This window comes from Thioclava electrotropha, from assembly GCF_002085925.2.
Lineage (GTDB): Bacteria > Pseudomonadota > Alphaproteobacteria > Rhodobacterales > Rhodobacteraceae > Thioclava > Thioclava electrotropha.
Genome location: NZ_CP053562.1, coordinates 2,820,112 through 2,843,930, shown reverse-complemented (window position 1 = coordinate 2,843,930; position 23,819 = coordinate 2,820,112). Strand labels below are relative to the sequence as shown.

The following is a 23,819-nucleotide window of genomic DNA, read 5'->3' as shown; positions in this document are numbered from 1 at the left end:
CCACGCCGCCCACCGCTAACTCTCAAGCATCCACCTGTCCAAGAAAAAGCCCCCGGCTTTGAGGCGGGGGCGCATGGGAACCTTCATGGTTGTACCGTTACCGGCCCATGCGCTTGGCTCCTACGACGACAAGAAGAATCGCATCCATTGCGGATCCCTTTCGGACTGCTTTGCGCGGACATTAGGATCGGGCGTTGGGGGCGTCAATGCCCAAACGCTGAATAAAATGTCGCGGGCGGCGGATTTTCCTTCCCGATTATTGCGCGTCGCGACCTGCGAGTCGCAACTTTGAGAAACCGGAAGGGGCTCTCGAGCCGGGTGCCGCAAGGGAAGTCGCGGGAAGTTGATCATATTGACGCTTGGTCAGCCTCTAGAACGGCCCAGCAGACCGCGTTTTCTGCCCAATCTGGTCAAGTGAACAGACCAGATGAAGCCTTAATTGCTTGACCTTTGTTGCCCACTCGGCCAATCACGGGCAAAGCCTCGCGCAGGCTTTCGGGACAAATTTAGGGAGGAAGTGAGATGGGCGCTTTGCTGGCCCTTTCACGCGCGATCGACCGGATAAACGAGACCATCGGCAAGGCGGTGTCGTGGCTTATTCTGGTGTCGGTCCTCGTGAGTGCGACCAACGCCATTGTGCGCAAAGCCTTCGACATGTCGTCGAACGCTTGGCTGGAATTGCAATGGTATCTTTTCGGCGCGGCGTTTCTGGGCGCTGCCGCTTACACGCTCAAGCAAAACGAGCATATCCGCATCGACATCGTCTATGGCGCGTTCTCGCGGAAGGTGCAGCACTGGATCGATCTGCTTGGGCATATCTTCTTCCTGATGCCGTTCGTCTTGCTGATGCTGTTCAAACTGACGCCCTTCGTGATGATCTCCATCCACTCGGGCGAGATGTCGACGAACTCGGGCGGTCTGATCCTGTGGCCGGCCAAAATCCTGCTGCTGATCGGCTTCTGGCAGCTGTTCTTCCAGGGCGTTTCCGAGATCATCAAGAAGATCGGCGTGATGCGTGGGTTGATCGACGATCCCCATGCCGACAGCGCGGGCCATCACGGCCATGATCCCATCGCCGAAGAGGAGGGTCTGTAATGCTCGAGCTTATCGCTCAGAACATGGCCCCGATCATGTTCATCTCGCTGATCGTCTTCCTGCTGATCGGCTATCCTGCGGCCTTCGCGCTTGCGGCCAACGGTCTTTTGTTCTTCGTCATCGGCGTTGAACTGTCGGGTTACTCCGGCGGGACGATCAATCTTGACTGGCCGTTGTTGAATGCGATGCCGCAACGGTTCTACGGGGTCTTGTCGAACGAGACCTTACTTGCCATTCCATTCTTCACATTCATGGGCATCGTGCTCGAGAAATCGGGCATGGCCGAGGATCTTCTCGACACGATCGGTCAGCTGTTCGGCCCGGTGCGCGGCGGTCTCGCCTATGCGGTGATCATCGTGGGCGCGCTTCTGGCGGCGACCACGGGCGTCGTTGCGGCCTCGGTGATCGCGATGGGCCTGATCTCGCTGCCGATCATGTTGCGCTACGGCTATGATCGGAAGGTGGCCACAGGTGTCATTGCGGCGTCAGGGACACTGGCGCAGATCATCCCGCCCTCGCTCGTGCTGATCGTTCTGGCTGACCAGCTGGGCGTTTCGGTGGGCGACATGTACAAGGGCGCGCTGATCCCCGGTATGGTGCTGACCGGCATCTACCTCGGCTATGTGCTCGTGATGTCGATCATCAAGCCGAAGTCGATGCCGGCTCTGCCGAAAGAGGCGCGCACGCTGGGCTCTGGCGTGATGTCGCTCCTGGTGGCGCTGGCCGGTGCGGTCGCGATCTTCATCTTCGCCGAGAAGTATTTCGAGGCGAGCGGGTCGAGCGTCAACAACTCCGAGATCCTCGCAGCCGGTGTGGCCGTGATCGCGATCTATATCGTGGCGTTGCTGGACAAGGCGCTGAAAACCAACCTGATGAGCCGTCTGGCGCAGCAGGTGGTGATCGTGCTGATCCCGCCGCTGGCGCTGATCTTCCTCGTGCTGGGCACGATCTTCCTCGGCGTGGCGACGCCCACCGAAGGCGGCGCAATGGGCGCAGTCGGCGCGCTGGTGCTGTCGGCGGTGAAGAAGCGTCTGACCTTCCCCGTCGTGCGTGACGCGCTGGCGGCGACGACGCGCCTGTCGGCCTTCGTGCTGTTCATCCTGCTGGGCGCGCGGGTCTTCTCGCTCACCTTCTACGGGGTGAACGGGCAGGTCTGGGTCGAGCATCTGCTGACCTCGCTTCCGGGTGGCCAATTGGGCTTCCTGATCGTGGTGTCGTTCTTGGTGTTCTTCCTCGCCTTCTTCCTCGATTTCTTCGAACTGGCCTTCATCATCGTGCCGCTTCTGGCGCCTGCCGCGCAGGCTCTGGGGATCGACCTGATCTGGTTCGGGGTGATCCTGGGCGTGAACATGCAGACCTCGTTCATGCACCCGCCATTCGGCTTCGCGCTGTTCTACCTGCGCTCGGTCGCGGCCAAGGTGCCCTATATCGACAAGGTCACCGGCAAGAAGATGGAGCCGGTGAAGACCTCGCAGATCTACTGGGGCGCCATTCCCTTCGTGTTCATTCAGGTTGCGATGATTGCCATCGTGATCGCCTTCCCGGCCATGGTGATGCACTACAAGGGGCCGCAGGTGGATCTGAAGGATGTCGAGATCAAGCTGCCGCAGATGCCGGGCATGGGCGATGGGGGCGGCCTCGGTGGCCTGCCGTCGCTGGCGCCTCTGGGGGGCTCGACCTCTGGCGGGTCGGGCTCGGGAAGCGCGGCTCCGGGCGGGCTGCCCCCGCTTCCCACACCGGGCAGCAACTGATCGACCGGAAAATGAAAGATCGGGGCGGCCTTCAGGGGCCGCCCCTTTTTTATAGAGAGAGAGTGGAGGGCGAGGGATGCGGTATCCTCTTTTCGTTATTGTCGGGGTTTCGTTGCTTGCGCTGGCGGGCTGCGGCGAGACCAAGGAACAGCGCGCGGCGACGGGCGGCGTGGCCGGTCTCGTGGTGGCGGGACCTGTGGGAGCGGTCGTCGGAGCCGGGCTCGGCGTCGTGACGCGCAAGAATTGACGGCCAGCTATTCGCGGTACTTGGGAACCGCGGCGGGCGTTTCGGCGTCTTGTCCTTGGGGAAGCCGCGCGTTGCGGCTGCTATCGAAAGGACGAGAAGATGCGAATTGCGACGATCTTGATGGCGGGCGGCCTGCTGGTTTCGCTCGCGGCATGTGGTGACAACGCGACCGAACGTGCAGCCACCGGCGGCGTCGGCGGCCTCGTGGTTGCAGGTCCGGTTGGTGCGGTGGCCGGTGCCACGGTTGGCGCGGCCACGACGAAGTGATTTTTGTGACCAGACCAATAGAAAAGGCCCCGGGGCGCGAACCCCGGGGCCTTCTCAATTCACACGAGACGCGGCTCAGAGCTTGAGGTTGCCCGCAGCCTGCTGGCGCATCATGAAGTAGTCGAAGTTGAACTCCGACAGCTGCCACCAGCCATAGGCGTCGTTGCGGAATGCGAACTGGCTGTCGTAGATCTTCTTGAACGCAGCGTTCGAGCTGTTGATCTCGGCATAGACTTCGTTCGCCGCGTTGAAGCAGGCTTCCAGGATTTCCTGGCTGAACGGACGCAGCTGCGCGCCTTGGCCCAGCAGCTTCTTCAGCGCGCTCGGGTTCTTGTAGTCATAGGACGCCATCATGTCCGAGTTCGCCGCCTGCGTCGCCGCCGTCAGCGCGATCTTGTAGGCCTCGGGCAGTTGGTCATAGGCGTTCTTGTTGAACATGGCGTGCAGACAGGCGCCGCCTTCCCACCAGCCGGGATAGTAGTAATAGGGCGCGACCTTGTAGAAGCCGAGCTTCTCATCGTCGTACGGGCCGACCCATTCGGTGGCGTCGATCGTGCCTTTCTCGAGCGACGGGTAGATGTCGCCACCCGCGATCTGCTGCGGCACCACACCGAGCTTCTCGACGACCTTACCGCCGAAGCCACCGATGCGCATTTTCACGCCCTTCATGTCTTCGACGGTGTTGATTTCCTTACGGAACCAGCCGCCCATCTGGGCGCCGGTATTGCCGCAGGGGAAGGCCGTGATGTTGTAGTTCGAATAGAACTCGTTCATCAGGTCGTTGCCGCCGCCATAGTAGAACCAGGCGTTCTGCATGCGCATGTTCAGGCCGAAGGGCACTGCGGTCGCGAAGGCGAAGGTCGGATCTTTACCCCAGTAGTAGTAGGAGGCGGTGTGGCAGGCCTCGACGGTGCCGTTCGACACCGAATCCATTGCCTGCAGGCCGGGGACGATTTCGCCCGCCGCAAAGACCTGAATGTTGAATTTCCCGTCGGTCATGCCCTTGACGTAATTCGCCATCGTCTCGGCGGCGCCGTAGATCGTGTCGAGCGATTTCGGGAAAGACGAGGTCATGCGCCACGTCACAGTAGGGGTTTCTTGCGCAATAGCCGGTGCGGCGAGCGCGCTACCTGCAGCTGCGGCTGCCCCGCCAAGCGCACCTTTGCGCAGGAAAGAACGACGATCCATATGGTTTCCTCCCAAGTCGTGGATGTCTGTCAATTTTTCTGACCACACCGCTCCATTATTAGCGTTCCCTCCGGTGTGGGCATTGCGGTCACAATACTTGACCGGTTCCGCGTGTAAACCGACCTGCAAGTAATTTTATGTCGCAAATGGTCACAGTTTCGAAAGCTTGCTGCAGTGTGGCAATGCAGCCGCAGAATATCCGTTGGGTATCTTCGGTCGTCAGGGCATAGAAAAAGCCCCGACGCGCAGGGCGCCGGGGCTTCGGTTCGCTGGCTTGACCAGTTTGGGCGGCTTACAGCTCGCCTTTGTTGGCTTCGCTCATCATGAAGTAGTCGTAGTTGAACTCGGCCAGCTGTTCCCAGGTGAACCAGTCCTTGCGGAAGTCCTTGATCGAACCCCAGATCTTCGCGAATTCGGCGTTGTTCGCCTCCATCTCCGAATAGACCTCGTTGGCTGCCTTGAAGCAGGCCTGCATGATCTCGGGGGAGAAAGCGCGCAGCTGGGTGCCGTTGGCGACCAGCGTCTTGAGCGCCTTCGGGTTCTTCATGTCGTATTTCTGCAGCATGTCCGCATCGGCCGCCTGCGAGGCGGTGTGCAGGAGCTGCTGGTACTGTTTCGGCAGGCTTTCCATCTTCTCTTTCGAGAACATGAAGTGGACCGTCGGGCCACCTTCCCACCAGCCGGGGTAGTAGTAGTAGGGCGCGACTTTGTAGAAGCCGAGCTTCTCGTCGTCATAGGGGCCGACCCATTCGGTCGCGTCGATCGTGCCTTTTTCGAGCGCCGGGTAGATGTCGCCGCCGGCGATCTGCTGCGGCACGAGGCCGAGCTTTTCCATCACCTTGCCCGCGAAGCCGCCGACACGCATCTTGAGGCCCTTGAGGTCTTCGACCGTCGAGATCTCCTTGCGGAACCAGCCGCCCATCTGCGCGCCGGTGTTGCCGCCCGGCAGACCGTAGAGGCCCTGCTTGCCGAGGAACTCGTTATAGAGCTCGATGCCGCCGCCGTGGTAGTGCCACGCGTTCATGCCGCGCGCGTTGAGCGAGAAGGGGACGGCCGCGCCAAGCGCCCAGGTCGGATCCTTGCCCCAGAAGTAGTAGCCGACGGTGTGGCAGGCTTCGACCGTGCCGTTCATCACCGCATCGGCGACCTGAAGGCCGGGAACGATCTCGCCAGCGGCGAAGACCTGAATCTTGAAGTTACCGTCCGAGGCCTCCTCGACCATCTTCGACATCACTTCCGCGCCGCCATAGATCGTGTCGAGCGACTTCGGGAAAGACGAGGCGAGACGCCAGGTGATTTGCGGGTTGCTCTGCGCGATCGCGGGGGCTGCCAGCGTGCTCGCGGCCGCGCTGCCCAGCGCGGCTTTCGTCAGAAAGGAACGACGGTCCATTAAGGATCCTCCCATGTTTACTCCGGTTCGCGAGGCGTGGCCTCGCCGCCCGCCTCGTATCCTCCGCGGCGGGTCTGTCGGGACCGTTTCACCACGGGCCGGGAGTGTCCAGAGATCACGGGCCCGTAATCGTCGGAAGTCACGGAATAGTTTTGAAAAAATGAGTTGACAGATGGTGTCTGCCGAACGGTTGAGCAATTGCCTGCGAGAGTGACGTCCGTAGCTGGGTGTTGCTCAACTATTGCGTGTATCGGGGAGTTGAATCCGGGCGACCTGTTCCGCGATGGGAGGCACGGAAAGCGGATGAGTCTCGGTCTCGTGCGTGGCCGGATCGCCAAGATCGGTCCACTGCCCGCCCTTGTAGATCTCGAGCGCGGAGAAGTTCGCCTTGTAGTTCATCTTCGGCGAGCCGGGCACCCAATAGCCCAGATAGACGTAGGGCAGGCCCACGCGTTGCGCGATCTCGACATGGTCGAGGATCAGGTAGGTGCCGAGAGAGTCGCGGATCCGCTCGGGCTCGTAGAAGGAATAGACCATCGACAGCCCGTCATCGAGCACATCGGTCAGGCAGGTCGCGATCAGGGCGCGCATGCTGTCTGGCGTGGCGGCGGTCTCGCGATATTCGATCACGCGCGACTTCACGGGCGTCTCCTCGATCATCGCGGCGAATTCGAAGATATCCATGTCGGCCATGCCGCCATCGGCGTGGCGCGCATCGAGATAGCGGCGGAACAGTGCGAATTGCTCTTCCGTCGCCCAGGGCGACGTCGCGGTACGCTTTAGGTCGCCGTTTTTCTTCAGCACCCGGCGCTGCGATTTCGACAGCTTGAAATCGGCGACCCGGATGCGGGCCGAAAGGCAGGCGGTGCAATCTGCGCAAGAGGGCCGATAGAGGACATTCTGCGAGCGCCGGAAACCTTGCCGCGACAGCGCATTGTTGAGCTTCTCGGCCGACTCCCCCTGCAGTGCGGTGAACAATTTCCGCTCCGACCTGCCGTCCAGATAGGGGCAGGGCTGCGGCGCGGTTACGTAGAACTGCGGTGCAAGCGGAAGCGAATGGCGCATCAGTAGCCTCGTCGGGGAGGGGTCGCGGCAGGCTAGCAAAGGAGCGCGCACCCGCCAAGTGTTTCATGTTGATGACATAGAAAGCGCCCCGGTTACGTCAACCGGGGCGCCGAAATCGCATTGCGAACTGTCTATATGGTTAGGCTTTCGCGTCCTCGGAGGTGTCCTCCGACTGAGCCGCTTCCTTGGCGCGCTCTTCCATGTACTGGTCGAACTCTGCCTTGTCGCGGGCTTCGCGCAGACGACCGAGGAACTCTTCGAATTCCTGCTGTTCGCGCTGCAGTCGGTCGAGCGTGTCGGCCTTGTAGGCGTCGAACGCTGCGTTGCCGGTCGAACGCGAGACATGGACGCCTCCGACGCCGGAGCAACCGAAGCTGCGTTTTTGAACCGCCTGTCCCGTGCGCCAGCGACGCCCGAAGCGGCCGGTGAACAGGATGAAAGCGAGAATGACGAGGCCGAGGGGGCCTGCGAAAATGAAACCGGCCACCATCAGCGCGATCCAGGCGCCGGGGCCGTTCCCATCCATCCAGTTAACGGCGCGGGTAAACCAGTTACCAACCGCGACGGGCATGGAGTTGGTGGAATAGGCGGACATTTGAACCTCCGGGTTGAGCATGTGAATTCCTTTCACATACCCAAGATCGGAAGTCGGGGCGGTTCTTGCAAGGGGGTATGTAAATGATTTTTACATTTTTCTCGCAAATCACCGGATTCGCTTGGTTTTATTCGATGAAATCGGCTTGTTTCGCACCGCTGATCCGCTCCAGATCGGCCGGGGCGATGGCGAAAACATGCCGTGGCGTGCCTGCTGCAGCCCAAACGGTGTCGAATTCGAACAGTCGGGGGTCGAGGAATGCCGTCACCGGGCCGACATGGCCAAGGGGCGCGACGCCACCGATCGCAAAGCCCGTCTCCGCCCGGATCAGCGCCGCATCTGCCATGCCCAAGGGCTGGCCCGCGACGGCGTTTGCCTTCTCGGCGCTCACCCGGTTGCCGCCTGCGGTGATGAACAGCACGACATGGCCGCTGTCTTCGCCGCGAAAGATGATGGATTTGGCGATCTGGTCGACCTCGCAGCCTACCGCCTGTGCGGCCATCTCGGCGGTGCGGGCCTCGCCCGGCTCGGTGATCTCGAAGGGCACGCCTGCGGCTTCGAGGGCGGCACGGACGCGTTTGAGGGATTTGCTCATGGCGAGGCTCCGGAGGATCTGAGGTCGGGCGCGGAGGCGCCGGGGCGGGGTGTAGTTATGGCCAGATGTCGCGCGACAGCAATCCCCATTGACCGGCTCGCGTGGCGGCGTAAGCATGGCGCCATGCCGTTTGCCTCGCGTCTCACCCGTTCGCCCCTGTCTTTCGAGCGCGACCGCGCCGCCGAAGCCGAAGAGCTGTTCTCCGATCTCGCGCCGGAGTTGCGCGAATTGCTCGGGGGGACGGCAGGGTGCAGCCCTTATCTCAAAGGCCTGATGGAGAAAGAGGCCGAGTGGCTGCGCCCCGCGATTTCGGGCAATCCCGAAGCCGCGCTGGCCGAGGAATTCGCGCGGATCACGCCCGTCAGCCTCGCCGATCTGCCGTCAGAGCTGCGTCGGGCGAAGCGTCGCGTCGCGTTGCTGGCCGGGCTTGCCGATCTGGGCGGCGTCTGGTGTCTCGAAGAAGTGACCGGCGCCTTGACGCGGCTTGCCGATATTGCGGTCGATCTCGCGATGCAGCGGCTGGTGGCCGAGGAAATCCGCCGCGGCAAGATCCCCGGTGCGACCAACGATGATATAGAGAATGCCGCCGGGATGGTCGCGCTCGCGATGGGCAAGATGGGGGCGGGGGAGCTGAACTACTCCTCCGATATCGACCTGATCTGCCTCTTCGATGAAAGCCGCTACGAGCCTGACGATGCGATGGAGGCGCGCAGCGCGCTGATCCGGGCCACGCGCAAGATGGCGGCGATGCTCAACGACCGCACCGCCGAGGGTTATGTCTTTCGCACCGATCTGCGTCTGCGCCCCGATGCCGCCGTCACGCCGGTCTGTATCTCGATGGGCGCGGCGGAATTGTATTACGAGGCCGAGGGCCGGACATGGGAGCGCGCGGCCTATATCAAGGCGCGTCCCTGTGCAGGAGATATCGCGGCGGGCGAGCAATTCCTCGAACGGCTGCGGCCCTTCGTCTGGCGCAAGCATCTCGATTTCGCGGCCATTCAGGACGCCCACGATATGCGCCTGCGCATCCGCGAGCATAAGGGGCTGCACGGCCCGATCGAGGTGGCGGGCCACAATATCAAGCTCGGTCAGGGCGGCATCCGCGAGATCGAGTTCTTCACCCAGACCCGGCAACTGATCGCAGGCGGGCGGGATGAGAGCCTGCGCGACCGGACCACCGTGGGCGGGCTGCGCGCGCTTGCGGCGAAGACCTGGGTGCCCGAGGACGTGGCAGAGGAGTTGATCGATCATTACCGCGAGCATCGCGAAATCGAGCACCGTCTGCAGATGGTGGGCGACGCCCAGACCCAGATCCTGCCCGGCACTGAAGAAGGGCTCGCGCGGATCGCGGCGATGATGGGCGAGGGTGATGTGGCGCCCTGGCGCGACCGGCTGCGCGACCGGCTGGAGCGGGTCGAAGGGCTGACGAATGATTTCTTCGCCCCCGATGCCGCTTCCGAGCGCCCCGAGCTGAGCGAAGCCGCGCGCGAGATCGTCGAGGGCTGGACGGGCTATCCGGCGCTGCGATCCGAACGCGGGCGCGCGATCTTCAAGCGGCTGGAGCCGGAACTGCTCGACCGGATGCGGCGCGCGGCGAATATGGAGGAGGCGCTGACCCAGTTCGACGGCTTCCTCAAGGGGTTGCCCGCCGGGGTGCAGTTGTTCTCTCTCTTCGAGGCCAATCCCCAACTCGTCGATCTGATCGTCGACATCTGCGCCACGGCGCCGGGACTGGCGAGCTACCTGTCGCGCAACGCCGGGGTGCTGGACGCGGTTTTGGGCGGCTCGTTCTTCGCTCCTTGGCCGGGCAAACCGGCGCTGGAGGCCGATCTTGCACGGCTGCTGGAGCGGGCGGGCGATTACGAGGCCGCGTTGATCGCGGCGCGGCGCTGGGCGAAGGAGTGGAAGTTCCGTGTCGGCGTTCACCACCTGCGCGGCCTCGTCGATGCGTCCGAGGCCGCGGGCCAATATGCCGATGTGGCTGGCGCGGTGCTGGGCGCGCTCTGGCCGATCGTGCAGGGCGAATTCGCGCGCCGCTACGGGCCGTGCCCCGGCAAGGGCGCGGTGGTTCTGGGGATGGGTAGCCTTGGCGCAGAGCGCCTGAACGCGCAATCCGATCTCGATCTGATCGTGATCTACGACGCGGACGGGCAGGAGTTTTCCGAAGGCAAGAAGCCCATCGCCTCAAGGGCTTATTACGCGAAGCTCACGCAGGCCCTGATCACCGCGCTCAGTGCGCCGATGCCGGAGGGGATGCTCTACGAGGTCGATATGCGGCTGCGGCCTTCGGGGCGGCAAGGGCCCGTGGCGACCTCGGTGCAAAGCTTCGAGAGCTACCAGATGGAGGAGGCCTGGACCTGGGAGCATCTGGCGCTCACCCGGGCGCGGCCTGTCGCGGGATGCGCCGATCTGGCCGACCGGGTCGAGGCGATCCGCCTGAAGGTTCTGGAGGCGAAAGGCGGCGGAGACGCGGTGCTCCACGAGCTGGCACAGATGCGCGCCCGGATCTTCGCGGCCAAGGCCCCAGATGGGGATTGGGAGGCGAAGGTCGGCCCCGGACGGCTGCAGGATATCGAGCTTCTAGCGCAAAGCTTTGCGCTCCGTGCGGGCGTCCCGGCGCGCAAGGTCGAGGCGCAACTGCGCGCTGGCCCGCGCGGCGGGTTCGTGACGCGCGAGGAGGGCGAGCAGCTCGCCACCGCCTATCGCTTCTTGTGGCGACTGCAGGCAGGCGGGCGCTTGCTGAGCGAAAAGCGCCTGGATATGGCGGCGATCGGAGAGGGCGGCCGCGCTTTCCTGTTGCGCGAGACGGGGCTGGATGATCTCGATGCTCTGGCGGCGCGTCTGAATGAGGTCACGACCGAGACGGCCGCCATCGTGGACAGGGTTCTGGAGGGCTGAATGGCGCGCAAACTTATGGAATTGAGCGAGGCGGACCCGAAAGGACTGATCCGCGAGAGCTTCAAGATCGACGGAATCACCACGGAAGAGTGCCGCTCGATCTTCATGGATTGGGCGCTGAGCCTTGGCCCCGGGATGGACGCGAACGAAGCGATGCGCACCGTGCTCGCGGCCTATCAAGCGCCGCCCGAGCACCCGATGACCCGGGTGCTCGAAGAAGGTCTGACCCGCGAAAGCGGCCCGCCGATGCGGCGCGGCGGCTGGCGGGCGCGCCGTCCTTGAAGGTGATTGGCCCTGACCGGGGTTAGCGCGGCAGCGCCGCCGCCTCGCGCGCAAGCGCTTCGATCCCGGCCCAGTCGCCCGATTGCACCATCGCATCGGGTGCGACCCAGGAGCCGCCCGCGCAAAGAACGTTCGGCAGGCTCAGGTAATCATTGGCGTTTTTCATGCTGACGCCGCCCGTCGGGCAGAAGCTGACCTGCGGGATCGGGGCGCCGATGGCCTTCAGCGCAGGCGCGCCGCCCGAGGCTTCCGCCGGGAAGAACTTCAGCACGTCGTAACCCATCTCGAGAAGCTTCATCACTTCCGATGCGGTGGCGGCACCGGGCAGAAGCGGCAGGCCTTCGTCTTCGCAGGCTTTCACCAGCGTTTCGGTCGCGCCGGGCGAGACGCCGAATTTCGCGCCCGCGGCTTTCGCGGCTTTCACATCGGCTGGGGTCAGCAGCGTGCCCGCGCCGACCACGCCGCCTTCGACATCGGCCATCGCACGGATCGCGTCGAGCGCGCAGGGCGTGCGCAGCGTCACTTCCAGCGCAGGCAGGCCGCCCGCGACGAGCGCTTTGGCCAGAGGGGCGGCATGGGCCACATCCTTCACCACGATCACCGGCACGATCGGGGCCAGTTCGCAGATCTTGCGGGCGGATGCGGATTGTTCGCTAGGGGTCATCGGATCACTCCAGTCTAGGCCGCCCGCGCGGGCGGAGAGGGCAGGACGCTCCGCGGGGGATATTTATCGCCAAGCCGAAGGCAGAACCCTGATTTCGCCTTGGTACAAATATCCCCGCCGGAGGCAAGAAAACTCACAGCACCACGGAGGCGCCTTTGGTGGACGGGCCGACATGGGTGCGGAAGGCGCCGAACAGTTCGCGGCCAAGGCCGTACTGGTTGCCGCTGAGGTCGGGCTCGACCGGCGTGCGGCTCTCGAAACCTTCGGTCAGGCAGGTCAGCTCGCCCGTGGTCGCGTCGAGCCGCACCATATCGCCGTCTTGCAGCTTCGCAAGCGGTCCGCCATCGGCGGCCTCGGGCGAGACATGGATCGCCGCCGGAACCTTGCCCGAGGCGCCCGACATCCGGCCATCGGTGACCAGCGCCACTTTCAGCCCGCGATCCTGCAGCACTGCGAGGGTCGGGGTGAGCGAGTGCAGCTCCGGCATCCCGTTCGCCTTCGGCCCCTGGAAGCGGACGACGACAATCGTGTCCGAGGTGAACTCACCGTTCTTGAAGGCGTCCTTCACCTCGTGCTGCTCCTTGAAGACGCGGACCGGCGCTTCGATCACATGGCGCTCGGGCTTGACGGCGGAGACCTTGATCACGCCACGCCCGAGATTGCCTTCGAGCTGCTTGAGGCCGCCCGTTTTCTGGAAGGGATCGGCGGGCTTGCGGAGGATTTTCTCGTTCTGGCTCTCCGGATCGGACTCTTCCCAGATCAGACCGCCCTCGGTGATCTTCGGCTCCTGCGTGTAGCGGGTGAGGCCGTCGCCCGCGACGGTCTTCGCGTCCTCATGCAGCAGGCCTGCTTCCAGCAGATGGCGGATCATGAATTGCAGCCCGCCCGCCGCATGGAAGTGGTTCACGTCGGCGAGGCCGTTCGGATAGACTTTCGCCATCAGCGGCACGACCGAGGAAATCTCGTCGAAATCTTCCAGATCGAGCACGATCCCGGCGGCGCGCGCCATCGCGGGCAGGTGCAGGACGTGGTTGGTCGAGCCACCCGTCGCCATCAGACCGACCATGCCGTTCACGAAGGCTTTCTCGTCGAGCACTTCCGAGGCCGGGCGGTAGTCGTTGCCAAGCGCGGTGATCTCGGCGGCACGCTTCGCGCCTGCCACCGTCAGCGCCTCGCGCAGCGGCGTGTTCGGGTTCACGAAGGACGCGCCCGGAAGATGCAGCCCCATGAATTCCATCAGCATCTGGTTGGTGTTCGCAGTGCCGTAGAAGGTGCAGGTGCCCGGGCCGTGATAGGAGGCCATCTCGGCGGCCATGAGCGCATCGCGCCCCACTTCGCCGGCTGCGAATTGCTGGCGCACCTTGGCTTTCTCGTCATTGGGCAGCCCGGTGGTCATCGGCCCCGCGGGAATGAAGATCGCCGGGATATGCCCGAAGGTCGCCGCCGCCATGATCAGGCCGGGCACGATCTTGTCGCAGACGCCCATGTAGAGGGCCGCGTCGAAGGTGTTGTGGCTCAGCGAGACCGCCGCCGCCATCGCGATTACGTCACGCGAGAAGAGCGACAGGTCCATCCCCGGCTGGCCCTGCGTAACCCCGTCGCACATCGCAGGAACGCCGCCTGCGACCTGCGCCGTGGCACCGACTTCGCGCAGCGCGGCCTTGATCGTCTGCGGGAAGGTCTCGAAAGGCTGATGCGCCGAGAGCATGTCGTTATAGGCGGTGACGATGCCCACATTCGGCGCGCGCTCTGCCGCGAGCGCGTCTTTGTCCTCCCCCATAGCCGCATAGGCGTGGGCCTGGTTGCCGCAGCTGAGATGCGCGCGGGCGGGGCCTGCATCGGCAGCCGCCTGCATCCGGGCAAGATAGTCGCCGCGCGGGCCTTCGGAGCGGGCGCGGATTCGGTCGGTCACACGGGCGATTGTGGCATCGAGGGTCATCGGCGGGGCCTTTCCTTGCTATGCATCTGATGCGGAACATGCAGCCCTTGCGGGCCGCTCGCGCAGCGGGCGCGGATCGCGGTCGCCTATTTGCTATCATGTTAGCGCTAACGCTGCAACCCGTTCCCTTTGCGGATTATCTGGGGCAGAGCGGGGATGCGGCAAGCGCGAGGGCTTTCGCGCACCGTCGCTTGGCGCTAGGAAGGCGGCGCTTGAGACAGCGCGCGCAAGGAGCATCCGATGAGCCAGTCCGAAGACACCGCCACCCGCCCGACCGTTCGGCTGCGCCCGAAGGCCGAGGCCCGCGCGATCCGCCACGGCTTTCCTTGGGTCTATGCCGATGAGCTGGTGACGGATCGGCGCACCAAGGCGATCGCGCCCGGCACGATCGCGACGCTGGAGGATGGCGAGCGCCGTCCGCTCGCGACGGTGACGGTCAATCCGAACTCGAAGATCATCGGCCGGGTGATGAGCCGCGACGCGGAGGCGGTGATTGACCGCGACTGGATCGCGGCGAAACTGACCCGCGCGTTGGAGATGCGTGCGCGGCTGTTCGATGCGCCGTTCTATCGTCTGGTCCATGCCGAGGCGGACGGGCTGCCCGGCGTCATTATCGACCGTTTCGGCGATGCGGCGGTGATCCAGCCGAATGCGGCATGGTCGGAGGTCATGATCGCCGATCTCGAGGCCGCGCTGGCCGAGGTGACGGGCGTCACGACGATCATCAAGAACGCAGCAGGGCGCGCGCGCACGCTCGAAGGGCTGGACGAGGAAATGCTCACCCTGCGCGGCGGATTCGAGGCGCCGGTCGAAGTGCCGATGAACGGTGCGATCTACCTCGCCGACCTGATGGGCGGGCAGAAGACGGGTCTGTTCTATGACCAGCGCCCGAACCACGCTTTTGCCGCACGGCTGGCGGAGGGCGCGCGGGTCCTCGACGTGTTCTCCCATGTGGGCGGCTTCGCGTTGGCCGCACTGGCAGGTGGTGCGACTTCGGCGCTGTCGGTCGATGCCTCGGCCCCGGCGTTGGATCTTGCGGCCAAGGGCGCGGCCGCGATGGGCATGGCGGACCGGTTTGCCACGCGTCAGGGCGATGCGTTCGACACGCTCGATGCTTTGGGCCGGGAAGGGGAGCGCTTCGATCTGGTGATCTGCGATCCGCCCGCCTTCGCGCCTGCCAAGCCTGCGCTTCAGGCGGGGCTGCGCGCATACGAGCGGATCGCGCGGATGGCCGCGCCACTGGTCGAGCCGGGCGGCTATCTGGTGCTGTGCTCCTGCTCGCATGCTGCCGATCTGTCGCAATTCCGCGCAGCCTGCACGCGCGGCATCGGCAAAGCAGGGCGGTCGGCGCAGCTGATCCATACCGGCTATGCCGGGCCCGATCACCCGATGCTGCCGCAGCTGGCGGAATCGGGCTATCTGAAATCGCTGTTCTTCCGGCTCGACTGATGCGGATCGTGCTCGATGCCTGCGTGCTCTATCCGACGGTGCTGCGCGAGATCCTGATCGGAGCGGCCAAGGCGGGGCTCTACCGTCCGCTCTGGTCGGCGCGCATCCTCGAGGAATGGGCGCGCGCCGCCGCCCGCCGCGCGCCTGCCGATGAGGCCATCGCGCGCGGCGAGATCGCGCTTTTGCGCGCGGGGTTCCCGAAGGCCGAGATTTCCGCCCAGCCGGGGATCGAGGCTCGGCTGGTGCTGCCCGACGAGAATGACCTCCATGTTCTGGCGGTGGCGATTGCGGGTAGTGCCGATGCGATCCTCACCTTCAACGCGCAGGATTTTCCGCGCGGGACCTTGGCGGGCGAGGGGCTGGAGCGGCGCGATCCGGACGGCTTCCTCTGGCAGCTTCTGTCCGAACATCCCGAGCAGATGCGCGCCATCACCGAGGCCGTGCGCGCCGAGGCCGAGCGCCTCTCGGGCGAGCCTCAGCCGATCCGGGCGTTGATGAAACGCGCGCGCCTGCCACGTTTCGGTAAGGCGCTGGCGGCGTGATCTCGCGCTGCATGTCCGGGTGTGGCCCCTTGACCGCCCGCGAAAGCCTCGCCAAACAGGCGCAATGATCGGGTTCATCACATGCCAAGAGCGCGGCGCGGCCGACAAGCTCCTTGCCCAGCTCGCCGACAGGCTGCTGTCGCAGGGGCGCGACGTGATCGGCATGGTGCGCGCCGAGGTGCCGCAGCGCTTCGAGTGCGAAATGCATCTGCGCCTTTTGCCCGAGGGCGAAACCCGCACGATCTCGCAGGATCTGGGGCAGGGCGCGGGGGCCTGTTCGCTCGATGCAGGCGCGCTCGAAGAGGTCGTCGCGCAGGTCGGTCATGCGCTTGAGATGGCGCAGCCGGGTGCCATCGTGATCCTCAACAAATTCGGCAAACAGGAGGCCGCAGGGCGCGGGTGTCGCGACCTGATCGCGCAGGCTATGGCCTCCGATTATCCAGTCCTTCTGTCCGTTCCGCCCGAAACGCGCGCCGATTTCATGACTTTTGCAGATGGTATGGCCGAAGAAATCGTGCCGGAAATTCAGGCGCTTGAGGCATTTCTTTCGCGCGAGAGCGCTTAATCTGCGCCCTCGCGTTGTCTCGTGTCGCTCCCATGCTAGACTTGTTCAGGTAAGGTGAGTAAAAGGGGGGGGCGTTAGCGCTAACGGACCCCAAACACGGAGCAGCCCATGGTTTCGCGCGTCATTCCCGTCGATCGTTTCGACCTGGTGATTTTCGGCGCCACTGGCGACCTCGCCAATCGCAAAATTCTCCCCGGCCTGTTTCGCCGCTATTGCGCCGGTCAAATTCCCGAAGGATCCACCATTATCGGGGCTGCGCGCTCGGAGATGACCCCCGAGGAGTTCCGCGACCAGACCCGCGCCGCGATCGCCGAATTCGGCGGCAATAAATGCGACGATGAAGGCGCGCTGGATGGTTTCCTGCCGATGCTCGACTATGTCGCGATCGACGCGAAAGGCGATGGCGGCTGGGACGATCTGAAGGCGAAAGTCCGCGACGACACCGTCAATGCGTTCTACTTCTCGGTGGCACCGGCGCTGTTCGGCGATCTGGCCGAGCGCCTCCACACGCGCGGCATCGCGGGGCCGGAGGCGCGGATCGTGGTCGAGAAACCGTTCGGGCGCGATCTCGCCTCGGCCAAGGCGCTCAACGCGGCGCTGGCGGAGTATTTCGACGAGACGCAGATTTACCGGATCGACCATTACCTCGGCAAAGAGACGGTGCAGAACCTGATGGCGGTGCGCTTCGCCAACATCCTGTTCGAGCCGCTCTGGAACAGCCAATTTGTTGATCATGTGCAAATTACCGTGGCTGAAACGGTGGGTGTCGGCGGCCGCGGGTCGTATTATGACAAGTCGGGCGCGATGCGCGACATGGTCCAGAACCACATGATGCAGCTTCTGTGCCTGATCGCGATGGAGCCGCCCTACCACTTCGATCCCGATGCGGTGCGCGACGAGAAGCTCAAGGTGATCCGCGCGCTCCAGCCCGTCCAGCCTGCCGATATCGTGCGCGGTCAATACGCGGCCAGCAAGGATGCGCCCGGCTATCTCGAAGATGCCGAGGATCCGGAGTCGACGACCGAGAGCTATATCGCGATGAAATGCCATGTCGCGAACTGGCGCTGGGTGAACACGCCCTTCTATCTGCGCACCGGCAAGCGGCTGCGCGCGCGCACATCCGAGATCGCGATCACTTTCAAGGAGCCGCCGCACCAGATCTTCGACGACGCCGAGGGCGAGTGGCGCGAGAACGTGCTGGTGATCCGGTTGCAGCCCAATGAGGGCATGAACCTGAAGATGATGATCAAGGAGCCGGGGCCGGGCGGGATGCGCCTCGTGCAGGTGCCGCTCGATATGTCCTTCGCGGACGCTCTGGGCGAGGAGGCTGATATCACCGACGCCTATGAACGCCTGATCATGGATGTGATCCGGGGCAACCAGACGCTGTTCATGCGTGGTGACGAGGTCGAGGCGGCCTGGGCCTGGACCGACCCGATCATCGAGGGCTGGGAGTCGCGTGGCGACAAACCTCAAACCTATGACAGCGGCGCGTCGGGGCCGGATGACGCGCTGATGCTGATGCATCGCGACGGACGCCGCTGGCGGGAGATTCGTGAATGAATTTTGAAAGTTATCCCGATCGCGAGATGCTGATGATGGGGCTTGCGGACCGCATCGCGAGCCAGTTGCGCGCGTCGATCAACAATGAAGGCCGGGCGACCTTGTCGGTGCCCGGCGGCTCCACGCCGGGGCCGATCTTCGACATCCTTTCCGACATTGATCTGGACTGGTCCAAGGTCGCGGTGCTCCTCAATGACGAGCGTTGGGTGCCCGAGACCTCGGAGCGGTCTAACACGCGCCTGATCCGTGCGCGGCTCCTGAAGGGGCGGGCGGCAGCGGCGACGCTGGTGCCGCTTTATGCCGAGGCGGAGCGGCCCGAGGACAAGATGGCGGAACTGGCCGAGGGCATCGCGCCGCATCTGCCGATTTCCGTCCTGCTTCTGGGCATGGGCGCGGATATGCACACGGCGAGCCTGTTTCCGGGCGCCGACCGGCTGAAAGAGGCGCTGTCGAACGATGCGCCGATCTTGCTGCCGATGCGGGCCGAAGCTGCGGGCGAGCCGCGTATCACCCTGTCCGCACCGGTGCTGCGCGACGCGATGTATACGCATATCCTGATCACCGGCGCGGAGAAGCGCGCGGCGATCGAAGCGGCCGAGAGGCTCCCCGTGGAACAGGCGCCGGTGCGCGCCGTTCTCAAGGACGCGACCGTTCACTGGGCTGAATAACTGGGCAGAGCAAGCGATGACCATCTGGCAAGACCTCCTCGACAAGGCGCAATCCGTACAATCCCGCGAAATCGGAGAATTGTTCGAAAAGGGTAATCGCGCAGCGGGGTTCAGCCGCGAAACCGGGCCGTTTCTGTTCGATTTCTCCAAGACCAATATCGATGCGGAGACGCTCGATCTGCTGGTGAAACTGGCCGAGGAGAAGGAGGTCGCGGCCCGCGCAGAGGCGATGTTCACCGGTGAGAAGATCAACGACACCGAGGGTCGCGCGGTGCTGCATACCGCGCTGCGCAATCTCGACACGGACGTGTTCGTCGATGGCGAGAACGTCATGCCCGAGGTCCGCGCGACCTATGCCCGGATGGAAGCGTTTGCGCGAGATGTGCGCGAGGGCAAGTTCACGGGGCAGGGCGGCAAGATCACCGATGTGGTCAATATCGGCATCGGCGGCTCTGATCTGGGCCCGGCGATGGCGACGCTCGCGCTCGCGCCCTATCACGACGGGCCGCGCTGCCATTTTGTCTCCAACGTTGACGGGGCGCATATCCATGACACGCTGGCCGGACTGAACCCGGAAACGACGCTGGTGATCGTCGCCTCGAAGACCTTCACCACGATCGAGACGATGACCAATGCCGAGACCGCGAAGCGGTGGATGGCCGAGAAGGTCTCGGACCCGGCGCAGCAATTCGCGGCGCTCTCGACCTCGGCTGAGAAGACTGCTGCCTTCGGGATCGATCAGGCCCGCGTCTTCGGCTTCGCCGATTGGGTCGGCGGGCGTTATTCGATGTGGGGGCCGATCGGGCTGTCGCTGATGATCGCGATCGGGCCGGAGGGTTTCGCGGGGTTCCTGAGGGGCGCGGCCACGATGGACGCGCATTTCCGCAAGGCCGAATTCAAGGACAATCTGCCGGTACTACTGGCGCTGGTCGGCATCTGGCACAACCAGTTCTGTGACTATGCCACGCGCGCGGTTCTGCCCTATGATCAACGGCTTGCGCGGCTGCCGGCCTATCTCCAGCAGCTGGAGATGGAGAGCAACGGCAAGCGCGTCAGCATGGATGGCAAGGACCTGCCTTACAATTCCGGCCCCGTCGTCTGGGGCGAGCCCGGTACCAATGGTCAGCACGCGTTCTACCAGTTGATCCACCAGGGCACACGGGTCATTCCGTGCGAATTCATGGTGGCTGCCGAGGGGCACGAGCCCGATCTGGCGCATCAGCATACGCTGCTCGTGGCCAACTGTCTGGCGCAATCCGAGGCGCTGATGCGCGGGCGCTCGCTGGCTGAAGCGACCGAGATCATGCGCAAGAAAGGCTTCGAGGGAGACGAGCTGGACCGTCAGGCGCGGCACCGCGTCTTCCCGGGTTCGCGACCGTCGACCACGCTGCTTTATCCGAAACTGACCCCCGAGGTCTTCGGCGGGATTGTCGCGCTTTATGAGCACCGTGTCTTCGTCGAGGGCGTCATTCTCGGCATCAACAGCTTCGACCAATGGGGCGTTGAGCTGGGCAAGGAGCTCGCGCTTGCGCTGGCTCCGGTGCTGAAGGGCGAGGATGCGGGCGAGGGCAAGGACGGCTCCACCCGGCAGCTTGTCGCGCGGGTGCAATCGCTGCGCGGCTGAGCCTGTCACGTGGTAACGGTGTGGTAACGGTCGCGCCTGTGGCCGGAACCGCGCCGATCATCCTTCCGTTCAGCTTATAGGCGGGGCGCAGCGCCTCGCCTTTTGGTGTTCGAACAAAGGAATTCCACGATGATCGAGTCGATGGAGAAAAGCCCCGAAGGCGTGGTCGGTCTGATCGCCTCCGGCACTGTTCTTAAACATGATCTGACCGAGGCGATGCGCCTCGTCGGGTCTGCGGATCGGATGATGGTCGTCGTCGCGCCGCGCTTCGATGGCTACATGGCGGAACTGATCGGCGGGTTGCGCCAAAGCTGCGAAGACGGTCAGGCCGGGCGCTGCGCGCTGGTCGTGCCGGAGGATATGCGCTCCGAGGCGAGCATGCAGGGCGAGGGCGGCGCGTTCCGCATCTTCACCGCGCAGGCAGACGCGGAAAGCTGGCTCGCCTCTTAACGCAGGCCGATCTCGGACAGCGCCACGGCAAGCTCGCGGGGCAGGGCCTCTTCGCGGTCGCGACCTTTCGGCAGATCGCGGGGCGCATCCTCGGGGCTCAGGTAACGCCAGCCCTGGAAGGGGCGGCGCGATAGGGCCTCCGTGCGGACGACCTCGCGGTCGAGCACGATGGCGCAGCGCGCGATCCCGTCCGCGCCCATCACTTCGGATAGTTCAAGCACACGCTGGCGCGCCAGAACCGCGCCCTTGAAGACCCAGTACAGCGACCCGCCATTCAGGATCTCATCCGCGCGTTTCGGCCACATGCGCGTCACATGCATGGCCGGGCCTTTGCCATAGCGGCTGGCCTGCCACGCGATCAGGTCCTCGACCTTCTCCGCGCCGACGCACAGTTTGATTAGATTCACCACTTTGTCACCCATGCCCCTTAATTAGGTTTTCGCTCCCGCGACGGCAATGTCCGATTTGCGTCTGGTCATGCGAAGAGGCCTTAGGTATAGTGTCAGCCCGCCCCCGACGCACGATATGCGGAGGGGGCGCTCGATTTTTACCTCACTCGAACTGCTGCCAGCGAGGACCTCATGAGCCGTTTTGCCGCCCCGATTGCCGAACAGATCTGGGACATGAAATACCGTCTGAAGGAACAGGACGGGACCCCGATCGACGCGACCGTCGAGGATAGCTGGCGTCGGATCGCGCGCGCCTTGGCCGAGGTCGAGGATAAGCCCGCGAAATGGGAAGAGAAATTCTACGGCGCGCTGGAAGATTTCAAATATCTCCCCGCAGGCCGGATCGCGGCAGGCGCCGGCACCGGCCGCGCGGTGACGCTGTTCAACTGCTTCGTCATGGGCACGATCCCCGACAACATGGGCGGCATCTTCGACATGCTGAAGGAAGCCGCGCTGACGATGCAGCAGGGCGGGGGAATCGGTTACGATTTCTCGACCATCCGTCCGCGTGGCGCCGAAGTGAAGGGCGTCGCTGCCGATGCGTCCGGCCCTCTGAGCTTCATGGACGTCTGGGACGCGATGTGCCGCACGATCATGTCGGCAGGCTCGCGTCGCGGCGCGATGATGGCGACGATGCGCTGCGATCACCCCGATATCGAGAGCTTCATCACCGCCAAGCAGGATTCGGCCCGTCTGCGGATGTTCAACCTGTCCGTGCTGGTGACCGACGCCTTCATGGAGGCCGTGAAGGCCGATGGCCCGTGGGATCTGAAATACGGCGACAAGGTCTATCACACGCTGAACGCCCGTGATCTGTGGAACAAGATCATGCGCGCGACCTATGACTATGCCGAGCCGGGCGTGATCTTCATCGACCGCATCAACAAGATGAACAACCTCAACTATGTCGAGCAGATCGCCGCGACCAACCCCTGCGGCGAGCAGCCCCTGCCGCCCTATGGCGCGTGCCTGCTGGGCTCGATCAACCTCGCACGGCTCGTGACGAACCCGTTCGAGGCGGATGCGGGTCTGGACCCGGAGCAGCTCGACGAGATGGTGCGCCTTGCCATTCGCATGATGGATAACGTGGTCGACGCCTCGCGCTTCCCGCTGGAGCAGCAGCGCGAAGAGGCGCAGAACAAGCGCCGCATCGGTCTGGGCGTGACCGGTCTCGCCGACGCGCTTCTGATGCTTGGCCTGCGCTATGGCTCGGAAGAGGCGGCCGCGCAGACCGAAGCCTGGATGAAGCAGATCGCGCGGGCGAGCTATCTCGCCTCGGTCGATCTGGCCAAGGAGAAAGGTCCGTTCCCGCTCTTCGATGCCGAGAAATACCTCGCCTCGGGCAACATGATGCAGATGGACGACGACGTGCGCGAGGCGATCCGCGAGCACGGAATCCGCAACGCGCTGCTGACCTCGATCGCACCCACGGGAACCATTTCGCTTTATGCGGGCAACGTGTCCTCGGGTATCGAGCCGGTCTTCGCCTATGCCTACAAGCGCAAGGTGCTGCAGCCCGACGGCTCGCGCACCGAGGAAGAAGTGGTTGATTACGCGGTGCAGATGTGGCGCGACAAGTTCGGGGACAAACCGCTGCCCGACTATTTCGTCAACGCCCAGACCCTCGCGCCGATGGATCACGTCCGGATGCAGGCCGCTGCGCAGAAATGGATCGACAGCTCGATCTCCAAGACCATCAACTGCCCCGAGGATATCCCCTTCGAGGCGTTCAAGTCGGTCTATATGGAAGCCTGGGACACCGGCTGCAAAGGCTGCACCACCTACCGTCCGAACGACGTGACGGGCTCGGTTCTCAGCGTGTCGGAGAAATCCGAAGACGCGCCGGAAGTCGATGAGGGCGCCGATGTGGTCTACCTGACCGAGCCGCTGGACCGTCCCGCGGCGCTGGAAGGCTCGACCTACAAGATCAAATGGCCGGGTTCGGAGCACGCGATCTACATCACGATCAACGATATCGTCCAAGGCGGCCATCGTCGTCCCTTCGAGGTCTTCATCAACTCGAAGAACATGGAGCATTTCGCCTGGACCGTAGCGCTGACGCGGATGATCTCGGCCGTGTTCCGGCGCGGTGGCGATGTGAGTTTCGTGGTCGAAGAGCTCAAAGCCGTGTTCGATCCGCGCGGCGGGGCCTGGATGCAGGGCAAATACATCCCCTCCATCCTCGCGGCGATCGGCGGCGTGATCGAGCGTCACATGATCTCGATCGGCTTCCTCGAAGGCGAAGGGCTGGGCCTGAAATCCGACCCCGAGGCCGACCGCATGGCCATCGGCGAAGCCCCCCGCGGCAAAGCCTGCCCGTCCTGCGGCTCCTACGCCCTGCGGATGGTCGAAGGCTGCATGACCTGCGCCGATTGCGGCCACTCCAAATGCGGCTGAGCTGATCCGGCTTTGATATAAATATTGATCGCCGCATAAAATGTCCATTCCGGTAGGTTTTTGTCCATTCCGGAAAGCATAAAGTGACCATCGAAGGTTCCGCCTTCGGTGGTTTTTATTTTATTTCAGTGCTTTA

23 protein-coding genes are annotated in these 23,819 nt (G+C 64.0%); 15 read left to right on the top strand and 8 right to left on the bottom strand.

The window, feature by feature from the left end:
* The first annotated feature begins 73 nt into the window (after positions 1–73).
* The 5 genes from AKL02_RS13515 to AKL02_RS13495 all read left to right on the top strand — a co-directional run bounded on the left by AKL02_RS13515 (position 74) and on the right by AKL02_RS13495 (position 3,360).
* Positions 74–292, top strand: coding sequence for a hypothetical protein (locus tag AKL02_RS13515; RefSeq protein ID WP_133051964.1), 219 nt, complete (start codon positions 74–76; stop codon positions 290–292).
* 230 nt (positions 293–522) lie between these two features.
* Positions 523–1,095 (top strand): TRAP transporter small permease subunit, encoded by a 573-nt coding sequence (locus AKL02_RS13510; protein WP_083078119.1) that lies wholly within the window; start codon positions 523–525, stop codon positions 1,093–1,095.
* A complete protein-coding gene (locus tag AKL02_RS13505) occupies positions 1,095–2,846 on the top strand; it encodes a TRAP transporter large permease (protein ID WP_078542859.1) in 1,752 nt (583 codons plus the stop codon). The genes AKL02_RS13510 and AKL02_RS13505 overlap by 1 nt, the downstream gene beginning before the upstream one ends.
* Positions 2,847–2,922: 76 nt before the next feature.
* Positions 2,923–3,093, top strand: a complete 171-nt coding sequence (locus tag AKL02_RS13500) for a hypothetical protein (protein ID WP_098411498.1) — start codon at positions 2,923–2,925, stop codon at positions 3,091–3,093.
* 99 nt (positions 3,094–3,192) lie between these two features.
* Positions 3,193–3,360, top strand: coding sequence for a hypothetical protein (locus tag AKL02_RS13495; RefSeq protein WP_158522199.1), 168 nt, complete (start codon positions 3,193–3,195; stop codon positions 3,358–3,360).
* A 75-nt stretch (positions 3,361–3,435) separates the two neighbouring features.
* Here AKL02_RS13495 and AKL02_RS13490 read toward each other — a convergent pair whose 3' ends face one another.
* The 5 genes from AKL02_RS13490 to AKL02_RS13470 form a co-directional block, all read right to left on the bottom strand.
* The gene (locus AKL02_RS13490) at positions 3,436–4,548 is read right to left on the bottom strand and encodes a TRAP transporter substrate-binding protein (protein WP_083078118.1); all 1,113 of its coding nucleotides are present in this window, start codon (positions 4,546–4,548) and stop codon (positions 3,436–3,438) included.
* A 292-nt stretch (positions 4,549–4,840) separates the two neighbouring features.
* A complete protein-coding gene (locus AKL02_RS13485; RefSeq protein WP_078520100.1) occupies positions 4,841–5,938 on the bottom strand; it encodes a TRAP transporter substrate-binding protein in 1,098 nt (365 codons plus the stop codon).
* A gap of 234 nt (positions 5,939–6,172) precedes the next feature.
* Positions 6,173–7,003, bottom strand: coding sequence for an arginyltransferase (locus AKL02_RS13480; protein WP_078520099.1), 831 nt, complete (start codon positions 7,001–7,003; stop codon positions 6,173–6,175).
* 139 nt (positions 7,004–7,142) lie between these two features.
* Complete coding sequence (locus AKL02_RS13475; RefSeq protein ID WP_078520098.1) at positions 7,143–7,598, bottom strand: DUF2852 domain-containing protein; 456 nt, start codon at positions 7,596–7,598, stop codon at positions 7,143–7,145.
* 127 nt (positions 7,599–7,725) lie between these two features.
* Positions 7,726–8,193, bottom strand: a complete 468-nt coding sequence (locus tag AKL02_RS13470; RefSeq protein ID WP_083078117.1) for a YbaK/EbsC family protein — start codon at positions 8,191–8,193, stop codon at positions 7,726–7,728.
* Positions 8,194–8,316: 123 nt separating this feature from the next.
* Between AKL02_RS13470 and AKL02_RS13465 the strand changes: the two genes are divergently transcribed.
* Together AKL02_RS13465 and AKL02_RS13460 are read left to right on the top strand one after the other, a co-directional pair.
* Positions 8,317–11,091, top strand: coding sequence for a bifunctional [glutamate--ammonia ligase]-adenylyl-L-tyrosine phosphorylase/[glutamate--ammonia-ligase] adenylyltransferase (locus tag AKL02_RS13465; protein WP_083078116.1), 2,775 nt, complete (start codon positions 8,317–8,319; stop codon positions 11,089–11,091).
* 15 nt (positions 11,092–11,106) lie between these two features.
* Positions 11,107–11,373, top strand: coding sequence for a hypothetical protein (locus tag AKL02_RS13460; RefSeq protein WP_078601881.1), 267 nt, complete (start codon positions 11,107–11,109; stop codon positions 11,371–11,373).
* Between the two features lie 22 nt (positions 11,374–11,395).
* Here AKL02_RS13460 and eda read toward each other — a convergent pair whose 3' ends face one another.
* Both eda and edd read right to left on the bottom strand, forming a co-directional pair.
* Positions 11,396–12,037 carry a bifunctional 4-hydroxy-2-oxoglutarate aldolase/2-dehydro-3-deoxy-phosphogluconate aldolase gene (gene eda / locus AKL02_RS13455; RefSeq protein WP_075775624.1) on the bottom strand — a complete coding sequence of 214 codons (642 nt, stop codon included), beginning with the start codon at positions 12,035–12,037 and terminating at the stop codon, positions 11,396–11,398.
* A gap of 133 nt (positions 12,038–12,170) precedes the next feature.
* On the bottom strand, positions 12,171–13,976 hold the full coding sequence (gene edd, locus AKL02_RS13450) for a phosphogluconate dehydratase (RefSeq protein ID WP_083078115.1): 1,806 nt from the start codon (positions 13,974–13,976) through the stop codon (positions 12,171–12,173).
* 240 nt (positions 13,977–14,216) lie between these two features.
* Between edd and AKL02_RS13445 the strand changes: the two genes are divergently transcribed.
* The 7 genes from AKL02_RS13445 (at position 14,217) to AKL02_RS13415 (ending at position 20,837) form a co-directional block, all read left to right on the top strand.
* Positions 14,217–15,425 (top strand): RSP_2647 family RNA methyltransferase, encoded by a 1,209-nt coding sequence (locus tag AKL02_RS13445; RefSeq protein ID WP_083078114.1) that lies wholly within the window; start codon positions 14,217–14,219, stop codon positions 15,423–15,425.
* A complete protein-coding gene (locus AKL02_RS13440; RefSeq protein ID WP_078542865.1) occupies positions 15,425–15,967 on the top strand; it encodes an RSP_2648 family PIN domain-containing protein in 543 nt (180 codons plus the stop codon). Before AKL02_RS13445 ends, AKL02_RS13440 begins: the two co-directional genes overlap by 1 nt.
* A 64-nt stretch (positions 15,968–16,031) precedes the next feature.
* Positions 16,032–16,532: a DUF2478 domain-containing protein gene (locus tag AKL02_RS13435; protein ID WP_083078113.1), complete on the top strand. Its 501-nt coding sequence runs from the start codon at positions 16,032–16,034 to the stop codon at positions 16,530–16,532.
* Positions 16,533–16,640: 108 nt separating this feature from the next.
* Positions 16,641–18,095: a glucose-6-phosphate dehydrogenase gene (gene zwf, locus AKL02_RS13430; RefSeq protein WP_083078112.1), complete on the top strand. Its 1,455-nt coding sequence runs from the start codon at positions 16,641–16,643 to the stop codon at positions 18,093–18,095.
* A complete protein-coding gene (pgl, locus tag AKL02_RS13425; protein ID WP_083078111.1) occupies positions 18,092–18,763 on the top strand; it encodes a 6-phosphogluconolactonase in 672 nt (223 codons plus the stop codon). The genes zwf and pgl overlap by 4 nt, the downstream gene beginning before the upstream one ends.
* Before the next feature lie 16 nt (positions 18,764–18,779).
* Positions 18,780–20,387 (top strand): glucose-6-phosphate isomerase, encoded by a 1,608-nt coding sequence (gene pgi, locus AKL02_RS13420; RefSeq protein WP_083078110.1) that lies wholly within the window; start codon positions 18,780–18,782, stop codon positions 20,385–20,387.
* 129 nt (positions 20,388–20,516) lie between these two features.
* Entirely contained in the window at positions 20,517–20,837 is a 321-nt protein-coding gene (locus AKL02_RS13415; protein ID WP_083078109.1) for a hypothetical protein, read from the top strand.
* On the opposite strand, the gene AKL02_RS13410 is transcribed toward AKL02_RS13415, so the two are convergent.
* Positions 20,834–21,259, bottom strand: coding sequence for a DUF1489 family protein (locus AKL02_RS13410; protein WP_078542870.1), 426 nt, complete (start codon positions 21,257–21,259; stop codon positions 20,834–20,836). The two genes, AKL02_RS13415 and AKL02_RS13410, sit on opposite strands and share 4 nt — an antisense overlap.
* Positions 21,260–21,418: 159 nt before the next feature.
* On the opposite strand from AKL02_RS13410, the gene AKL02_RS13405 reads away from it, so the two are divergent.
* Entirely contained in the window at positions 21,419–23,683 is a 2,265-nt protein-coding gene (locus AKL02_RS13405) for an adenosylcobalamin-dependent ribonucleoside-diphosphate reductase (RefSeq protein WP_078542871.1), read from the top strand.
* The last annotated feature ends 136 nt before the right edge of the window (positions 23,684–23,819 follow it).